The sequence below is a fragment of the Labilithrix luteola genome (assembly GCF_001263205.1).
Taxonomy (GTDB): Bacteria; Myxococcota_A; Polyangia; order Polyangiales; family Polyangiaceae; genus Labilithrix; species Labilithrix luteola.
In genome coordinates, this window is record NZ_CP012333.1 from 8,623,999 (window position 1) to 8,639,590 (window position 15,592).

The 15,592-nt window shown below is 67.2% G+C and carries 15 protein-coding genes; 9 read left to right on the plus strand and 6 right to left on the minus strand.

Going from position 1 to position 15,592, the window contains the following annotated elements; translation table 11 throughout:
* Positions 1-11: 11 nt before the first annotated feature.
* Positions 12-788: a sensor histidine kinase gene (locus AKJ09_RS53575; RefSeq protein WP_169928172.1), complete on the minus strand. Its 777-nt coding sequence runs from the start codon at positions 786-788 to the stop codon at positions 12-14.
* Positions 789-1,415: 627 nt separating this feature from the next.
* Here AKJ09_RS53575 and AKJ09_RS37455 point away from each other — a divergent pair.
* A complete protein-coding gene (locus AKJ09_RS37455) occupies positions 1,416-1,790 on the plus strand; it encodes a hypothetical protein (RefSeq protein WP_146652638.1) in 375 nt (124 codons plus the stop codon).
* A gap of 7 nt (positions 1,791-1,797) precedes the next feature.
* Here AKJ09_RS37455 and AKJ09_RS37460 read toward each other — a convergent pair whose 3' ends face one another.
* The 5 genes from AKJ09_RS37460 to AKJ09_RS37480 all read right to left on the minus strand — a co-directional run bounded on the left by AKJ09_RS37460 (position 1,798) and on the right by AKJ09_RS37480 (position 6,020).
* Positions 1,798-2,661, minus strand: coding sequence for a sensor histidine kinase (locus tag AKJ09_RS37460; protein WP_146652639.1), 864 nt, complete (start codon positions 2,659-2,661; stop codon positions 1,798-1,800).
* Between the two features lie 64 nt (positions 2,662-2,725).
* Positions 2,726-3,487 (minus strand): DUF2334 domain-containing protein, encoded by a 762-nt coding sequence (locus AKJ09_RS37465; protein WP_146652640.1) that lies wholly within the window; start codon positions 3,485-3,487, stop codon positions 2,726-2,728.
* Positions 3,487-3,939, minus strand: a complete 453-nt coding sequence (locus tag AKJ09_RS37470) for a hypothetical protein (RefSeq protein WP_146652641.1) — start codon at positions 3,937-3,939, stop codon at positions 3,487-3,489. Before AKJ09_RS37470 ends, AKJ09_RS37465 begins: the two co-directional genes overlap by 1 nt.
* Entirely contained in the window at positions 3,897-4,595 is a 699-nt protein-coding gene (locus tag AKJ09_RS37475; RefSeq protein ID WP_146652642.1) for a hypothetical protein, read from the minus strand. Before AKJ09_RS37475 ends, AKJ09_RS37470 begins: the two co-directional genes overlap by 43 nt.
* A gap of 168 nt (positions 4,596-4,763) precedes the next feature.
* On the minus strand, positions 4,764-6,020 hold the full coding sequence (locus AKJ09_RS37480) for a glycosyltransferase (protein ID WP_169928173.1): 1,257 nt from the start codon (positions 6,018-6,020) through the stop codon (positions 4,764-4,766).
* Between the two features lie 168 nt (positions 6,021-6,188).
* On the opposite strand from AKJ09_RS37480, the gene AKJ09_RS37485 reads away from it, so the two are divergent.
* From AKJ09_RS37485 to AKJ09_RS55180, 8 genes are all read left to right on the plus strand, one after another.
* Complete coding sequence (locus AKJ09_RS37485; RefSeq protein ID WP_240488723.1) at positions 6,189-7,589, plus strand: glycosyltransferase; 1,401 nt, start codon at positions 6,189-6,191, stop codon at positions 7,587-7,589.
* A 174-nt stretch (positions 7,590-7,763) separates the two neighbouring features.
* Positions 7,764-8,999, plus strand: coding sequence for a hypothetical protein (locus AKJ09_RS37490; RefSeq protein ID WP_146652645.1), 1,236 nt, complete (start codon positions 7,764-7,766; stop codon positions 8,997-8,999).
* Entirely contained in the window at positions 8,999-9,331 is a 333-nt protein-coding gene (locus tag AKJ09_RS37495) for a hypothetical protein (protein ID WP_146652646.1), read from the plus strand. Before AKJ09_RS37490 ends, AKJ09_RS37495 begins: the two co-directional genes overlap by 1 nt.
* Before the next feature lie 16 nt (positions 9,332-9,347).
* Complete coding sequence (locus AKJ09_RS37500; RefSeq protein WP_146652647.1) at positions 9,348-10,841, plus strand: hypothetical protein; 1,494 nt, start codon at positions 9,348-9,350, stop codon at positions 10,839-10,841.
* Complete coding sequence (locus AKJ09_RS37505; RefSeq protein WP_146652648.1) at positions 10,841-11,731, plus strand: hypothetical protein; 891 nt, start codon at positions 10,841-10,843, stop codon at positions 11,729-11,731. The genes AKJ09_RS37500 and AKJ09_RS37505 overlap by 1 nt, the downstream gene beginning before the upstream one ends.
* Positions 11,732-11,766: 35 nt before the next feature.
* Positions 11,767-14,178 (plus strand): TonB-dependent receptor domain-containing protein, encoded by a 2,412-nt coding sequence (locus tag AKJ09_RS37510; protein WP_169928174.1) that lies wholly within the window; start codon positions 11,767-11,769, stop codon positions 14,176-14,178.
* Positions 14,178-15,086, plus strand: coding sequence for a hypothetical protein (locus AKJ09_RS37515; RefSeq protein WP_146652650.1), 909 nt, complete (start codon positions 14,178-14,180; stop codon positions 15,084-15,086). Before AKJ09_RS37510 ends, AKJ09_RS37515 begins: the two co-directional genes overlap by 1 nt.
* Before the next feature lie 25 nt (positions 15,087-15,111).
* Positions 15,112-15,453 (plus strand): MmcQ/YjbR family DNA-binding protein, encoded by a 342-nt coding sequence (locus AKJ09_RS55180; protein WP_146652651.1) that lies wholly within the window; start codon positions 15,112-15,114, stop codon positions 15,451-15,453.
* Positions 15,454-15,592: the final 139 nt, after the last annotated feature.

Genomic DNA, 15,592 nt, shown 5'->3' on the forward strand with positions numbered 1-15,592 from the left:
CGGCGTCCGACTCAGGCCGAGTCGCCGGCCGGCGTGACGTCGTTCGAGGTGGAGGGCAACGAGATGACCACCGCCGCACCACGCGTTCCGCGTCGGCCAGGGGGCAAGCGACTCGTCTCGATCGAGAGGGTTCCGCCATGCGTGCGCACGAGCTGAATGCCCATCGACAGCGACAGGCCCAGACCCCGCTGAGACGAACGGCGTACGAAGCGCTCGCCGAGGCTCTCGCGCGCGTCGTCGGAGAAGCCCGGTCCGTCGTCTTCGACGCGAATCGAGACGACCTTGCCGGTCGACTCGACGGAGACCTCGACGCGCGAGGTGGCGAGGCGAAGCCCGTTGCCGATGACCTCGCGGAACACGACGAGGAGTAGCCGCGGATCGGCCGCCGTCACGAGCGGCGAGCCGGGCAGGGAACACGTCGCGACGACGTCTTTCCGGCCATCGATGGAGAGCGCGTCGTCGAGCGCCTGCTTGGTGAGCGCTCGGAGATCGGTTGCCGCGAGCTCCGGTTCGACGGTTCCGTTCTCGAGCTCCGCCACGAGGGCCAGGTGCTCGGAGAGTCGAATGAGGCGCTTCAGGCTCCGCCGCGCCATCGCGAAGAGCTCGGGGCGCGGTCGGTCGGCGGTGGCCAGCTCCTCGAGGACGGTGAGGGTCACACCGGTCGGCGAGGCGATGTCGTGCGCCAACCGCCGAAGAAAGTGGGTGCGAAGGTGCATCGCGCCGTCCGAATCGGGGCTCTCCTGGGCGATCGGGTCGTGCACTTGCCGTACGGAGGAAAGTGGGGACATGAGAATGCCTCCAGCCATGTTCGTGAACGGTGATGCGCTCGCGTGGGACGCGCCGTCGCGAGGGAGTCCCGCGAGCGGGGCACGGTCAAGCACGAACCGATCCATCATTTCCGAGGCGCGGAGTGCCCTCCGGAGGGACATCTGGTCCAGATCTCGTAGCGGATTGCTCCATTGGGGCGAGACGGCCTGTGCGCAAGCCACGCGATGCGATCGATGATCGGCCTTCGGTGGGCCCCCACCCAACGTCGTGACGCGATCGCCGCGTGAATACCCGAGCTTGCGTCGGGCCTGTGCGCATCCTGTGGATGGCACGCAAGCCGCAAGAGGCGGGATCGAGAGGGCTTTCGCATGTCGCGAACGAGTTCCGGAGACCACTCCCGACACCGCTCTCGAGAGCGCTCGCGCGAGAGGTCGGCGCGCGCGACGGTGCCGTCGTCGCCCGTCTCGCGTACCCGGCTTCAACGGGCAAAACCTCTCGGGCGTTCGCCGACGGCGCGCCTGACCGAGCCGGTCTGTCCGCCTGCCTCTCCGCTCGTCGTCGACCGAGTTCATCGGCTCGCGGCCTCTTGCATCGCCGTCGCAGCTGGTTTCGACGCGTGTACGCGGCACGCAAAGGGAAAGAGCCTCGTGGAGACGTCGGAGCGCCTGGCGCTCGAGCACCGAGTCCTCGCCGACGACATCGCACGACTCGCGGCGAGCCTCGGTGCCCCACTTCGTCGAACGGCCGCGACGTGCGAGCGCCTTCGCTGGGAATGGCTCTCGTCCATGGGGGCTTCTCTCGACGGTGCGCCGGACGAACGGCTTCTTGCAGAGTGCATGCGTCTGCTGAGGCTCGCGTGCGAGGCCGCCGACGTTCTCGCGCGCGACCTGTCCGCCTCGGGCACCTTGGAGGCGGCCTCCCGGGCACGCCACATCCAGACCGTGCTCGATCGCGTACGCCGGGCAGCGACGGTGTTGATCGCGTCGCGTCGAATCAGCGTCGGCTACGCCCTCGCGACCTAACGACGTCTCACTCGGTGTCGAGTGCGAACGACATTCGCAGGCCGCTCGTCGTATCGACGTCCATCACGCCGCCGTGCAGAGCGACGATGCCTCGGGCGATGAGCAGTGCGAGGCCGCCACGCGCCTCGTCGGGCGACGGGACTTGCGCCGTGCCCGGCAGATCGGCGTGCGCGTAGAAGACCGCGCGCGTACCGCGACGGATGACGCCGACGCGAACGAGTCCACCTTCACCGGTCATCTTCACGCCGAAGGCAATGAGGCGGCCGAGGACCTCGAGTAGCCGCGGCCGATCGACGGAGACGAGCACGTCGTCCTCGACGGCGTCCTCGCGGATGGTGGTCCGACGCTCGGAGGCCAGGCTCTTCGACGCGGAGAGCGCGTCGCGAACGAGCTGGGCTGCGCGCTCCTGCCGTCGTGCGAGGTCGATCTTGCCCGCGTCGATGTGGCTCGCCTCGATGAGGTCCTCGATGAGTGCCTGCATCCGCGCGCTCGCGCGCTCCATGCGGGAGGTGAGGCCGGCCGCACGGGTCGGATCGAAGTCACCGCGCTCGATGTCGTCGCGCAGAAGGCCTGCGCTCATCGAGAAGGTGTTGAGCGGGTTCCGGAGATCGTGCGACACGCTTGCGAGCAGCGACTCCCGGGCGCGGGTAGCCGCCGCCAATTCGCCGCGAAGCTGGACGCTTTCGACGGCGAGCTGCTCGATGGCATCGAGCAGGACTTTCGCCGAAGCGGCCTCGGTCGAGGCGCCGACGGCGTCGGCCGCCGACCCGATCGCCGCACGCGCTTCCTCGACGCTCTGCGCCGTACGCGCGCGGCCGATCGCAGTCGCGAAGATCGTGAGTAGGTCGGTTGGCGAAGGCGTGCTCACCATCAACTCGTCTTAGTCACTTGCGCCACCCCCATACCATCGAAGAGCGGGCGCGGGCCAGATGAGTTCAGGCTACCAAAGCTGCGCCGGTTTCGACGAAATCCCCGCGAGCCCAGGAGAGAAGCGAGCGGAGCTCGTTCCGGAGCAGCGCGAATCGCATGTCCGCGGGGTGAATGGCGATACGGGCCGGAAGAAGGCGCCGTGCGGGCCGTGCCACCCGGCAATAGGCCACGCTGGACAGCAACCGCCCCGGGGTTCGGCTCGCGAAGTTGAGCACCACGCTCGGCCTGGAGCGCTTGCTTGCCGGGTCGTAAACGCGGGTGTGATCTTCGGTGAAGGAGTACCCGCGCTCGCGGAGAACGGTGAGCATCCAGCTTGGCATGGACCAAGCGGGGGCGACGAAGCCGCGGACGTCGAGCCCCGCCTCGCGGAGCACCTTCTCGCCCGCGTCGAGACGGGAGAGGGCCTCGGCGTGCGAGACGTCGCTGAACTCGGCCTCGCCGCCGGACACGACTTTCTGGGCGAACGCGTAGCGGAGACGGCCGAGCGCGCCCGCGGGCTTCGCGTCGGACGAGGTTGCCTCCGCGTGCTCCTCCCACGTGCGTGCGCGGTGGTAGAAGCCGTGGAGATACATCTCGTGGCCGTCACGCTGCAGCGCGCGGAGCTGCTCGCAGTACGCCGGGTGGTCCAGCAAGGGCGCCCGACCGTGGAAGTCGGGCACCACGAGCAGGGAAGGGCGGACGCCGAACTCGTGCGCGAGCTCGAGTGCGGCGTCGACCTCGCGAGCCCACACCGGCGAGACGTCGTGAATGGAGACGTGAACGGGCATCAGCCCGACGTCGTCGTCGTCGAACGCGCGCGAAGAACCGCTTCGTACTCGCCTTCGAACATCGTGAGCTGCTCGGTCACGATGTCGAGGTTGCGGTTGTTCATGTCGTTGTCTTCGGCCCACGACATCTCGACCATCTGACGGCGGATCTCGCCGAGCTTGTCGCAGATGCCCGCGAGCTTCTGATCATCGACCTGGCTGCGGGGCTTGTCCGCGAAGCTGGCGCGATAGTCGTCGAACAGCTTGTTCGCGGCGCCGCCGAGCTCGCCCATGATGTCCGTCATCGACGTGGCCTGGCGAAGCTTGCGGATCTCGCTGAGCTCGTTCTCGTAGACCGACAGGCGGTCTTCGACGATCGAGATGTTCTTCGTATTGAACTCGACCGTGAGGCCGCCGTCGCGAAGCGCGGTCATGCGCTCGCGGACCTTCTTGAGCGAGGCAACGACGCGCATGAGCAGCGCCGGACGACGCGAGACGCGCGCTTCACCCGCGAAGTGCGTCTGGTAGACGGCGAACTGGTTGTTCGCGAGGGACGCGAGAATGCTCGCCTCCTCCTCGGGTTGCTGCCCTTCTGCGCCTTCTCGACCAGATCGATTTCCTTCTGGTACTGCGCGAGGTTCTCGCGAACGATCTGACGATCGCGCTCGAAATCGGCCGTCTTGCGCTCCTGGAGCAAGGCGGTCATGCGCTTGTCGATCTGCTTCAGGTCCTCGACGAGCTCGCCGAGCAGGGCGAGGTCGCGCGTCGAGCGGTCCTTGCCGGCGAAGTGACGGGCGTAGCGCGCGAACGTGACGTTCGCGTTCGTCGCCTCCATCGAGAACTGCTCGAACGAGGGGCCCGAGTCCTGCGCGCGGACGATCGCGGTGCGCTCGTTCTGGTAGAGCACGAGGCTCTGCGCGGCCGCGTCGCGAATGCGCGCCAGCTCGGCGCCACGCGCCGCGGCGGGGACCTGATCGACCCGTTTCACGACGGAGTCGACGCGCTTGATCATCCGATCGAGCTGCGCGACGTCTCGCGTGAGACGGGAGTGGCCTGCGAAGTCGTTGCTGTATTCGCGATCGACTTCTTGCAGTTCTCGGCCGAGGCTTTCGACGACACTTTCTGCCATGGTTCCGGCTTCTCCTAGCACAAACGCGTGGGCGGCGAGGCTCCGATGCCATCCGTTTCTCGGCCGTAGCGTGCAGGACGGCGTTTCCGCCGGTCTTGAGGGCCACGACGCGCCACGACGAAGCTCGAGCGCTCCCCACTTGCGCTCGGTCGGTCGCTCGTTCCGGAATCAATTCACGGGCTTGCCGTGCTGTTCCAGAAGCTCTTTGTAGAGTGCAACCTGCCGCTCGAACTGTTCGTGGACGTTGGGAAGTCGGGCGGTCGCGGCGCGGGCCGCTGCGCGGGGCCCGTCGCCTTCGCTGGCCAGTCGGTCGAGCATGCGGGCCATCGCGGTCGCGCAGGCCTCGACGTCGCCTGCGCGATAGCGTTCGCCGGCGCCTTCCGCGTGCATCTCGGCGGCACCGCCCTCGTCGGGGACGACGGCCGGAAGCCCGCAGCTCATGGCCTCGGCGATGCTCAAGCCGAAGGTCTCGAACGGGCAGCTGTGAACGAGCGCATCCGCGCTGGCGAGGGAGCCGGCGAGCGCCTCTCGGCCCTTTTGAAAGCCGGGCATCACGATGTCCGGCGAGCCCTTCGCACGCGCGGTCATGCGTTCGCGCTCGGGGCCGTCGCCGAAGATCACCAAGATGGCGTCGCGCGTCTGGCGGAGGCGGAGAAACGCGTCGATGACGACGTCCCATCGCTTCTCGATGGCGAAGCGACCCACGCCTACCAAGACGGCGGTCTCCGAGCTCGCGTCGTGGCCCGCCAATGCGAGCAGATCGCGACGCGCTTCGTAGCTGCGCGCTTCCGGACGGAAGATGGAGCGCTCGATCCCGAACGGAACGCGCTCGACGCGAGGGACGCCGTGGCCCCGGAGCTTGTCGACCTGCCAGGCGGCGGCCACGAGCGTCGCGTCGCACCGTCGAGCAATGCCACGGACAAGACCCCAGAGTGGACGGGTGCCCGGGCCGACGAGTCGTGATGCCGCGTGCGCGAGGCGCCCACTCTCATCCTTCGCGAGCTTGGTCTCGAGCACCCCGGCGTACGTGTCGATGAAGTCCGAGTGCCACTGGAATGTCCGGATCCCGTAGTGCCGGGGATCGGCTCTCAGCGCCCCGAGCGCGGCCAGATATGGCGAGTGAATTTCGAGGACATCCGGCCGCTCGCGCTCGACGATCTCCGCGATTTTGTCGAATCGAAGGAGTAGGTGATACGTCGGATCGTAAGGCGACGCGGGCCCCCCGATACGGATCACACGTGCGCTTCCCCCCTCCCGTGCTAGACGCGCCGCCGAACTGGTTGCCTCCACGCCGTCCTGATGTCCGGGGGCGAGAACGACGTGGTCATGGCCGAGTTGGCATAGAACGTGACCTTTGAGCGCGAGATGGCTTCGAACCCCGCCACCCCTTTCGGAATAGAATTCGGTCACGTCGAGGATCTTCACGGCGCCCGTTCCGGTAGCACCGGTAGCACGACCGGCGCCGCCGCGCAGGATCTTGCGCAGCGCCTGTCGGCACCTCGTTCCGCATTTTCAGGGCGGGATCGAGCGGAGAACGACCAGCGTGAAACACCGTTCGCAGCGCTGTCAGCGCGGCACGGTCGTCCTCTGCGTGTGGCCATCCTCAGTGACTTCACCCGAATTCCCTACGCCAACGGTGCAGCGTTCCAGACACGGTTCCTGTACCAAGAATTGCGTCGGTGTGGTCATGAAGTCACAGTCATCGGGCCGGAAGACCCCGATGCGACCCCCGAGGAGTTGGCGCCCGGTACGGTCGCGCTTCCGAGTGTGCCTCTGAAGACCTATCCGGGTCTCCACCTGCCGCTCCCCCTCGAGTCGTGGGTCTACGACGCGAACCGCTGGAACTTCGACATCGTCTTCGCCCAGACGACGTCGCTCCTCCTCGAGTTCGGCGTCTGGCTCCGTAAGATGCGCGGCATCCCGCTGCTCTGCGTGAACACAACCCACCTCGTCGCCGCCTACGACGTTCTTTTGCCTGAGCGCCTCTCGAAGCTCGGCTGGGTCAACGCGGGCCTCGAGTTCGCGTTGAAGCGCCCGTACGAGAAGCTCTTCGCGAGCGTCTACAACAACTCCGATGGCCTCGTGGTCCTCTCGGAGGGCCTGCGCTCTTACTGGCGCGAGCGTGGCGTCACAGCGCCGATTCACGTCATTCCGCGCGCGGTGCAGCCTGCGATCTTCGACCGGCCGCTCGGCGCCGACCCCTACACGCATCTCGAACGCGCGGGCGGCGCTGTCTTCCGCGGCGCGCGTCTGCTCTGCGCAGGCCGTCACACGCGCGAAAAATCGCAAGACCGCCTCATCCGAATCTTCGCGCGCCACGTCGCGCCGGTCGATCCCGAGGCAACGCTCACGCTTCTTGGTGACGGCCCCGACTGCGATCTCTACAAGCGCGTGGCGGAGGAAGAGGGCGTGGGCGACCGCGTGTTCTTCCCCGGCGAGGTGCCGTTCACGGCCATGGCGGACTACTACGCCTACGCCGACGTCTTCGTGCACGCGTCGCTCAGCGAAACCTACGGCAACGTTCTCGGCGAAGCGCTCTGGTGCGGAACGCCGACCGTCGCGTTTGCCGACGGCATGGGCGTCAGCTCGCAGATCAAGGATCGCGTCAACGGCGTGCTCCTTTCGCCCGGCAAGGGTGAGCAGGGAGAGCGCGACGCGGACGAGGCCTTCGGTCGCGCGCTTCTCGCGCTGCTCGCCGACCCGCAGGAGCGCGCACGCCTCGGCAAGGGCGCTTCGAAGATCTCGCGCGAGCGCAGCTCGCCGATGGCCGTCCAGCAGCGCATCGCGGATGCTTTCCGTCACGCGCAGGAGCACGCGGCAGCGTGCGGCGTTCGGGCGGCACTCGAAGGTCCGCGCGTCCTTCAGTGGATGACCACGTTTCAACACTTTCGATCGTGGTCGACCGTGAACGGCGGGATCTACCTGGCAGGACACATCCGTCCTGCGGCGCAGAAGTACCAGAAGAAGAAGCTGCATCCGCAGATCGGCAGCTGAGTCGCGCGCGAAGGCGTGAGCGGGTAAGGGCGTGAGCTCGCCAACGCGAGCCGCGCTCTTTCTCGTTTGTCGCTCGCTCGCTCCCGCGTTGCAGGGCGCATCTCGGGCGCTTGGGGGTTCTTCCACCGAGAGATTTTCGGCAGGTTCGCTGGCGTCACGTGACATCGTACGGCCATGCGAAGCCGAACGAAGACACTTCTCGCGATCACCGCGACGGCGGCCTTCGGAGTCGTCATGTTGCGTGCGTCGCGTGCCGATGCCGCGCCCTGCACCTCGCTGGGATCGATTCCAATCGTGTTCATCGAGAACGGCGACACCCAAGAGCCGCTCGTGAAGCTGCTCGGGCAGGCCCTCGTCAAGTCGGCGACCCCCGTGCGCATCGTCTACAAAAACCGGCGCACGTGCGATCTCGCGCTCGACATGTACACGCCGAACAAGATGGTGAACGACGCGATCGCCATCCGATACATCCCGACGCCGGCGGAGAATCCGGCGTGGGATCCGTCGCAGCCTCCTCCGACATGTGAAGCGGACGCCACCTCTGGCAACACGATCGATCTCGGCATCGGAGCGACGTTCCTTTCGAGCTGCACCAACCTGCCTGCCAAGCCGGCCGATCTCTCCGTCACCGCCGGTCCCGTTCAGAGCTACGGGTTCATCGTGCCGAAGGCGAGCTCGCAGGTCGCGATGACGGCCGAAGAGGGCTATTTCGCCTATGGCTGGGCGGACGGCACGGGCTCGGCGCAGCCTTGGACCGATCAGGCGTTGCGCTTCAGTCGTGGACCCACGGCCAGCACCGCGCTCACGTGCGCGGCAGCGATCGGTCTCAAGGCAAGCCAGCTCAAAGGCACGGTGCCGCCGAACAACACCTCGACCGAAGTGCTGACGGCGGTGAAGAACTCGGCCACGCCGGAGGCGACCATCGGCTTGATGGGCACCGAGGTCTACGACCAGCATCGCGGCGACGTGAAGCTCCTCGCGTTCCAGGGCTTCAAGCAGCTCTACGCGTACTACCCGGACAAGACTGCCGCGAGCTTCGACAAGCAGAACGTCCGCGACGGTCACTACCTGCCGTGGGCTCCGACGCCGTACATCACGCGCGTCGACGGCAGCGGCAAGGCGGTGAACCCGAACGTGCAGCGCATCATCGATCTCGTGCTCGGCGATCGGGTCGATCCAGACGTGAACGGCCTCGAACAGGTCATCGCGAGCGGACTGGTTCCAGAGTGCGCCATGGGCGTGCAACGCGAGTTCGACGGCGGGAACTTGTCGCTCTACAGCCCGCCCGAATCATGCGCGTGTTACTTCGAGTCGAAGGTTCCGCAGTCGCAGAAGACGTGCAAGGTATGCACGACGGATGGCGAGTGCTCGGGCGGCAAGTGCCGTCGCAACGTCTGCGAGGCGAAGTGATGAGCACGAAGAAGACGCGCATCGTCGGTTTGCTGTCCCTCGTCGCCATGACGGTCGCGGGGGCGTTCGTCAGCGTCGCTTGCGACAGCGAAAGCAATGCCGTGAAGGAGCCCATGACGCAGCCCACCGGTACGCCCACGTCGACGACCGGCAACCCCGGTACGACGAACGACGGCGGCGGGCCCGACAACGACGGCGGGCCGAGCGACTGCGTGCAGAACCCGCAGACGCACGACGAGATCATCAACGCGTGCACCGACGCGGTGAGGATTGCGAAGAATCCGAAGTTGCCCCTGCAGCACCCCGATGGTGGATTGCCCACGCCTCCCTGAGTACATTCGTCGGTCCGTGCGCGACCGACAGCGTCGAACCTTCGCGTTGATCGCCGTCCTGACGAGCCTCGTCGGGACGGTGTCACCGCGCGCTCTCGCCGACGATGCGGAGAGCGCACCGGCCCCGGCGGAGAGCACCGCTTCGACGGAGGTGCCCCCTACGCACGTTCCGCCCAATCCGCCGGCGGCGCCGAACGCTTCGGCGAGCGACGTCGAAGAGCTCAAGAGAGTGCTGGCCGCGCAGCAGCGTCAGCTCGCGGAGCTCCAAACGCGCGTCGAACGGACGGAGCGCGCGACCTCCCCTTCGGGCCTCGCGCCCGTCGTGGTGAGCGGCTTCGTCCACGTGGATTGGACGCTCATGCGCCAGTCGTCGCAAGACGAAGTCAATGCATCGACGCGCGAACCGCTCAACGAAGACCGCTTCGTCCTTCGTCGTGGCCGCATTCGGATCGACACCGACCAAGGGCTGGTCCACGGAACGCTGACGCTCGATGCGAACACCGTCCATGGTCCGCAGCTTCGTCCTTGGAACGCGGAGGTGTCGGTCAAATGGCCGCAAAATACGGCCTACCGAGGGCCGGCGGCGATTCAGGGCGCCAGCACGGAGTCGCCCTTCGTCATCGTCTCGGCCGGCCTCCTGACCACGCCGTTCGGCTTCGACGTCACCGAGCTCGAGGCCACGCGGCCGTTTCTCGAACGCACCACGATGGCCAACGAGCTCGTGCCTCAGTCGTTCGATCTCGGCCTACGCATCCTCGGCGGGTATAAGTTTTTCAACTACGCGCTGGGGATCATGAACGGAGACCCCATCGGCGAACGAACGTTCCCGGGGCGCGATCCGAACAAGAGCAAAGACCTCGTCTTTCGCCTCGGCGTGGCACCCTTGATAGGTGATCGCGTGCGCCTCGCCGTCGGCCTCTCGGGCCTCACGGGGCGCGGCTTCCACGAGGGCACCGCGCCGACGAAGGACCAGCTCGTGTGGCGTGACCAGAACGAGGACGGCATCGTCCAGCAGACCGAGTTGCAGAGCATTGCCGGCTCTCCGGCCACGCCGTCGGAGGGCTTCGAGCGGTTCGCGATGGGCGCGGACGCGCGACTGCACGTGGGGATTCCCGCGCTCGGTGAGCTCGTCGTTCGTGGAGAAATCGTCCGTGCGAAGAATCTCGATCGAGGCACGTTCACGGCCGATCCGGTCGCCGCGTCGCGCGATCTCCGCGAGTTCGGTTGGTACGTGGGAGCCACCCAGGAGATCACGCGCTGGGCCATGATCGGCGTTCGCTACGACGTCTACGATCCCGACGCCGATGCGAGCGAGCAGCGGGCGTTCGCGCTCGTACCCAAAGACTCGAGCTTGTCCACGTGGAGCTTCATGGCCATGGCTCGTTGGAAGACCGCGCGTCTCGTTGCCGAGTACGACAAGCGTACGAACGCGCTCGGCCGTGACGTGAGCGGGGCGCCGACGACCCTCGCCGACGATTCCTTTACTTTGCGCGCTGCGGTGGCCTTCTGATGCGTACCGCTGCGCTCTTCGTCGCGTCGTTCGCCGCGCTCGCGTCGTGCGATGCGACGAACCCCGATCAGGGGCGCGACGCGAAGCTGCAGGTGACTGGAGGACAGTTCTTCCGCGAGGCTCTTCCCAGCGCCGAGACGGGGCCCGCGGTTCGTTCGGTCACCGTCAGCCCCATCGTGCGCGCAGGCGCGAACGATCGCACGTGCTCCGGAACGGTCGACGCGTCGTCGACCTCGGTCGCGCTCTCGCTGATCGGCGATCCGGGGTACTGGATCGTGCCGACGGGCGTTCCTGACGTCGCCGCGCCCGACTTCCCGACGTTCGCCGTGCGTGTGGGCTTCGCATCGAGCCTCCCCGCGGGGCGGCAGACCCTCGTCACGCGCGCAGTCGATGGGGCAGGCAACTTCGGGCCCGCCTTCACACGCACCATCGACGTGGCTCCGCAAGGGTTGCCCGCCGGCGTTCTCGTCGTGAATCTTCGCTGGCAGAACGAGGCCGATCTCGATCTCCACGTCGTCGATCCGAACGGCGTCGAGATCGACAAGCACAACGTCAATTCGTACGAGCCGCCGCCGCCAGGTTCGCCGCCAGAGCCTCCGGGAACCGAGCATGTCGGCGGCGTTCTCGACTTCGACTCGAACGCGCAGTGCGTGCAGGACGGCCTTCGCGCCGAGAACGTGGTCTGGGCGGAAGCGCCTCCGCGCGGCCACTACGTCGTGCGCGTGGATACGTCGTCGCTGTGCGGTGCCGTCACTTCATCGTGGCGCGTCGAGGCCTTCCTCGAAGGTCGCTCGTTGGGGGCGATCCAGGGGCTCGCCACCGACGCCGATACGCGCTTTTCCCACGACCGGGGGGCGGGCGTGCTCGCACTCGAGTTCGACGTGCCCTGATGCGGCTCGGCGCGGTGTTGCTTGCCACGAGCCTGATGTCCTCGACCTTCGCCTTCGCGCAGCAGCGTGGCAACGACGTGGGCGGGCAGCCGGCCCGTCGCAAGGTGACGAAGTATCCCGTGCTCGTCACCTTCATCCAAGCGCCTTACCCCGACGAGGAGCGCGCGAGCGGACGGGAAGCCTCCGTCGTGCTGGAGATCGAGATCGCCGAGAGCGGTCAGGTCACGCGCGCGAGGGTGCTACAGGGGGCGTCGAGCGCATTCGACGAGGCTGCGCTCGCCGCGGCGAGGCAGTTCGTGTTCACGCCCGCCGAGGTCGACGACAAGCCGGCGCCTTCGAAGATCACGTATCGGTATGACTTCGTTTGGCGCGACGTGGAGGCTGCGGCCGCACCCGATTCGGCCTCGGCATCGGCATCCGGATCCGCATCGGTGTCGGCACCCGCATCCGCATCCTCGCCCTCGCCCTCGCCTGACGAGGTGCGCGTGCGGGGCACGGCACGGGCGAGGGAGACCGTCGCTTACAAGGTGTCGGCTGGGCAAGCGCGCCGTGTGCCTGGCACTCAGGGGGACGTCCTCAAGGTCGTGCAGAACCTGCCTGGCGTATCGCGTCCGCCGCTTGCGTCGGGGCAGCTCGTGGTGTGGGGATCGGCGCCGAAGGACACCCGTACGTACGTCGATGGCGTGGAGATTCCGGCGCTCTATCACGGCAGCGGACTTCGAGGGACCATCAACTCCGACCAGATTGCCAGCATCGACCTCGTGCCGGGCGCGTTCTCCGCCGAGTACGGTCGTGGCCTGGGCGGCCTCGTGCGCGTCGACACGAAGAGCATTCCTCGCGGGACGCACGGTTACGTCGGCGTGGACACGCTGGACGGCTCCGCGCTGGTCTCCACCGAGCTCGGCTCGCGTGCGCGCATCTCGGTCTCCGCGCGCCAGAGCTGGCTCGATCGCGTGATGGCCTGGACGAACGCGCGCGACGTGGGTGACTTCTTCCCGATCCCCCGTTACCGCGACGGCCAAATCAAGGCCACCATCGATCTGCGTTCGCATGAGTCGCTCGACGTCGTCGTGCTCGGCTCGACTGACGACCTCACGCGAACCATGCCCTCGGCCGATCCCGCGAAGACGCGCTCCGAGGCGACCTCGTCGCGCTTCTGGCGCACGTATCTGCGCTACACGAACGTCGCCGAAGACGGCAGCACGTCGACCGTCACCCCATTCGTGGGGCAGGACGAGAGCGAGCTTGAACAGAGCTTCGGGCAGACGCCCACGCATCTCGAGGTTCGCGCCGACCGATGGGGCGTTCGCGCTTCCCACCGGATGCGCCTCGAGGACTTCCTCGCGCTCGAAGGGGGCGTCGACGTCCTCGGCACGCACTCGGCTCTCGATCGCCGCGGTTCGCTTACGTTGCCTCCCCGCGAGGGCGATGTCTCCGTGTTCGGCCAGGCGCCGAGCGACGATTACGCGGCCGACGTGTGGACGACGAACATCGTCAATGCTGCGCCTTGGCTCATCGCCGATCTGAAGATCGGGCCCGTGACACTGCGGCCCGGCGCTCGCTTCGATGCCTATCTCGTCGAGGGAAGCCGCCAGACGCCGCGTATCGGCGCCACGCCGGAGATCGGCTTCTCTCGTCTCGAGTCGGCCTTCGACCCGCGCGTCTCGGCACGTTGGGCGGTCACGCCGCGCATGGCGCTCACGGCGGCCTGGGGCCGTTATCACCAGGCGCCGGAGCCCGAGGATCTCTCGGCGGTCTTCGGGACTCCGGCACTCGCGCTGTCCCGCGCAACACACACGACCTTTGGAGAATCGATCCGCGTCACGGACACGCTCACCGCCGAGGTGGTCGGTTTCTACAAGACCATGAACGACCTCGTCGTGCGGAGCCGGCTCGTCAATCCGATGCTCGCGCGCTCGCTCACACAGAACGGGGAGGGGAAGAGCTACGGCGTGCAGTTCCTCGTGCGCCAAGAGCTCTGGAAGGGCTTCTTCGGTTGGGTATCGTACGCGGTCAGCCGCAGCGAGCGACGCTACGAAGGTGACGAGCTCTGGCGGGCCTTCGATTTCGATCAGCCGCACGTGCTCTCGATCGTGGCGAGTCAGGAGATCGGTCGGCTCGGATTCGGAGCGCGTTTCCGCTACGCCTCGGGCAATCCGCGCACGCCCGTGATTGGCAGCTACTACGACGCACGTAACGACCGCTACGATCCCGCTTTCGGAGAACAGAACACGATCCGCATTCCGGCGTTCTGGCAGCTGGATCTTCGTGTCGATTGGACGCAGCCCCTCGGCAGGGGCCTGCGCCTCGTGGTCTTCGCGGACGTGCAGAACGTCACGGCGCACGAGAACGCCGAGGAGATCGTGTATTCGGCCGACTTCCGCGAGCGCAGCATCATCCGAGGACTACCGACCCTTGCGGTCGTCGGAGGGAGGCTCGAGTTCTGATGCGCAAGCTCGCCTTCTTCGCCACGACTTGCGTGCTCGTCGCGTGCATTCCCGAGCTCGGTCCTCGCGAGTCATTCGTCGGTCGTACGATGGTGCTGGCCGTTCGCGCCGAACCACCGGAGTCGAAGCCAGGAGAGCCCGTGACGTACGAGGCGCTCGTGGCTTCACCGGAAGGCACCATCGTGGCACCGCGAACCCAATGGGCGTTCTGCGCGACACCGAAGCTTCTCACCGAGAACGGTGCGGTGAGCCCGTCATGCCTCGCCGACGGAGTCGTCGCGCTCGGGGACGCGAGCGCAAACGTCCAGGCCGTCACTCCATCGGACGCGTGCTTGTTGTTCGGGCCGGAGACGCGCTCGGCGGATCTACGGCCGCGTGATCCGGATACGACCGGCGGCTTCTATCTGCCGATTCGTGTGACCCTCGCCGCGGAAGATGGGGAAGCGCGGGTGGCGTTCGGCTTCGAGCGGCTATCCTGCAATCTGGCGAACGCGCCGGCCGACGTGGTCCGAGAGTTCGCCGCCCGCTACGTTGCCAACGGGAATCCCTCGATTGCTTCGCTCGCGGCCGAGGTGGGCGGTTCGCCTGTCGCGCTCGATGCGATTCCGAGCGGCGCAAGCGTGACGTTGCGGCTCTCCTGGCAACCCGAGGACGCGGAGTCCTACGTGCTCTTCGATCCGGCGAACCAGAGCGTCGTGAGCGGTCGCGAGAGCCTACGCGCGTCCTGGTTCACGTCGGCAGGCTCGTTCGACGACGACCGCACGGGCCGCCGGAGGGACGAGCCCGAGACGTTCACCACGAACACGTGGCATGCACCTGGAAACGCGACCGTCACGCATCTCTGGGTGATCCTGCGCGACGAGCGAGGTGGAACGTCGTTCGCTTCCTACGACCTCGTCACGCGTTGAACGCCTTGTCGGGTAGACTGACGGCATGACTCCCGCGCGGTTCAAAAAGCTCGCGCTCTCGCTCGAGGGCGTCACGGAACGTCCTCACATGGATCGGACGGCGTTTCGAACGTCGCGGAAGATCTTCGCGACGCTCGGCGCCGACAAGCGCGTGAACCTCGTCGTGCACCCGTCGGATCGGCGCGACGCGCTCCTCGAGTCCTTTCCGGATACGTTCTTCTCGCTCGGCGGCTGGACGAGGCTCGGCTACATCGCCGTCGACCTCGCGCGTGTCGACGACGAGCTCTTGCGCGAGCTCGTCACCGACGCATGGCGCGACGCCCTGCCGGTAGCGAAGACGCGCAAGAAGGCGGCTCGCAAGCGCTGAGAGTGCTGCTTGGCCGCGCGTCGGAGGACGACCGCGTGGTTTTCGGCGACGGCGTCGCAGACGCGGTCCGTGAGGCGGGCCTCGAGGCCGTCGCGGTCGTCGAGAAGCTCCCACGCATCGCGGTCGTCGCCCGGCTCGC

Coding starts and splice junctions, on each gene's coding strand:
- AKJ09_RS53575 (WP_169928172.1), bottom strand. CDS start 788: ATGTCCCCACTTTCCTCCGTACGGCAAGTGCACGACCCGATCGCCCAG.
- AKJ09_RS37460 (WP_146652639.1), bottom strand. CDS start 2,661: ATGGTGAGCACGCCTTCGCCAACCGACCTACTCACGATCTTCGCGACT.
- AKJ09_RS37465 (WP_146652640.1), bottom strand. CDS start 3,487: ATGCCCGTTCACGTCTCCATTCACGACGTCTCGCCGGTGTGGGCTCGC.
- AKJ09_RS37470 (WP_146652641.1), bottom strand. CDS start 3,939: ATGCGCGTCGTTGCCTCGCTCAAGAAGGTCCGCGAGCGCATGACCGCG.
- AKJ09_RS37475 (WP_146652642.1), bottom strand. CDS start 4,595: ATGGCAGAAAGTGTCGTCGAAAGCCTCGGCCGAGAACTGCAAGAAGTC.
- AKJ09_RS37490 (WP_146652645.1), top strand. CDS start 7,764: ATGCGAAGCCGAACGAAGACACTTCTCGCGATCACCGCGACGGCGGCC.
- AKJ09_RS37495 (WP_146652646.1), top strand. CDS start 8,999: ATGAGCACGAAGAAGACGCGCATCGTCGGTTTGCTGTCCCTCGTCGCC.
- AKJ09_RS37505 (WP_146652648.1), top strand. CDS start 10,841: ATGCGTACCGCTGCGCTCTTCGTCGCGTCGTTCGCCGCGCTCGCGTCG.
- AKJ09_RS37510 (WP_169928174.1), top strand. CDS start 11,767: ATGTCCTCGACCTTCGCCTTCGCGCAGCAGCGTGGCAACGACGTGGGC.
- AKJ09_RS37515 (WP_146652650.1), top strand. CDS start 14,178: ATGCGCAAGCTCGCCTTCTTCGCCACGACTTGCGTGCTCGTCGCGTGC.
- AKJ09_RS55180 (WP_146652651.1), top strand. CDS start 15,112: ATGACTCCCGCGCGGTTCAAAAAGCTCGCGCTCTCGCTCGAGGGCGTC.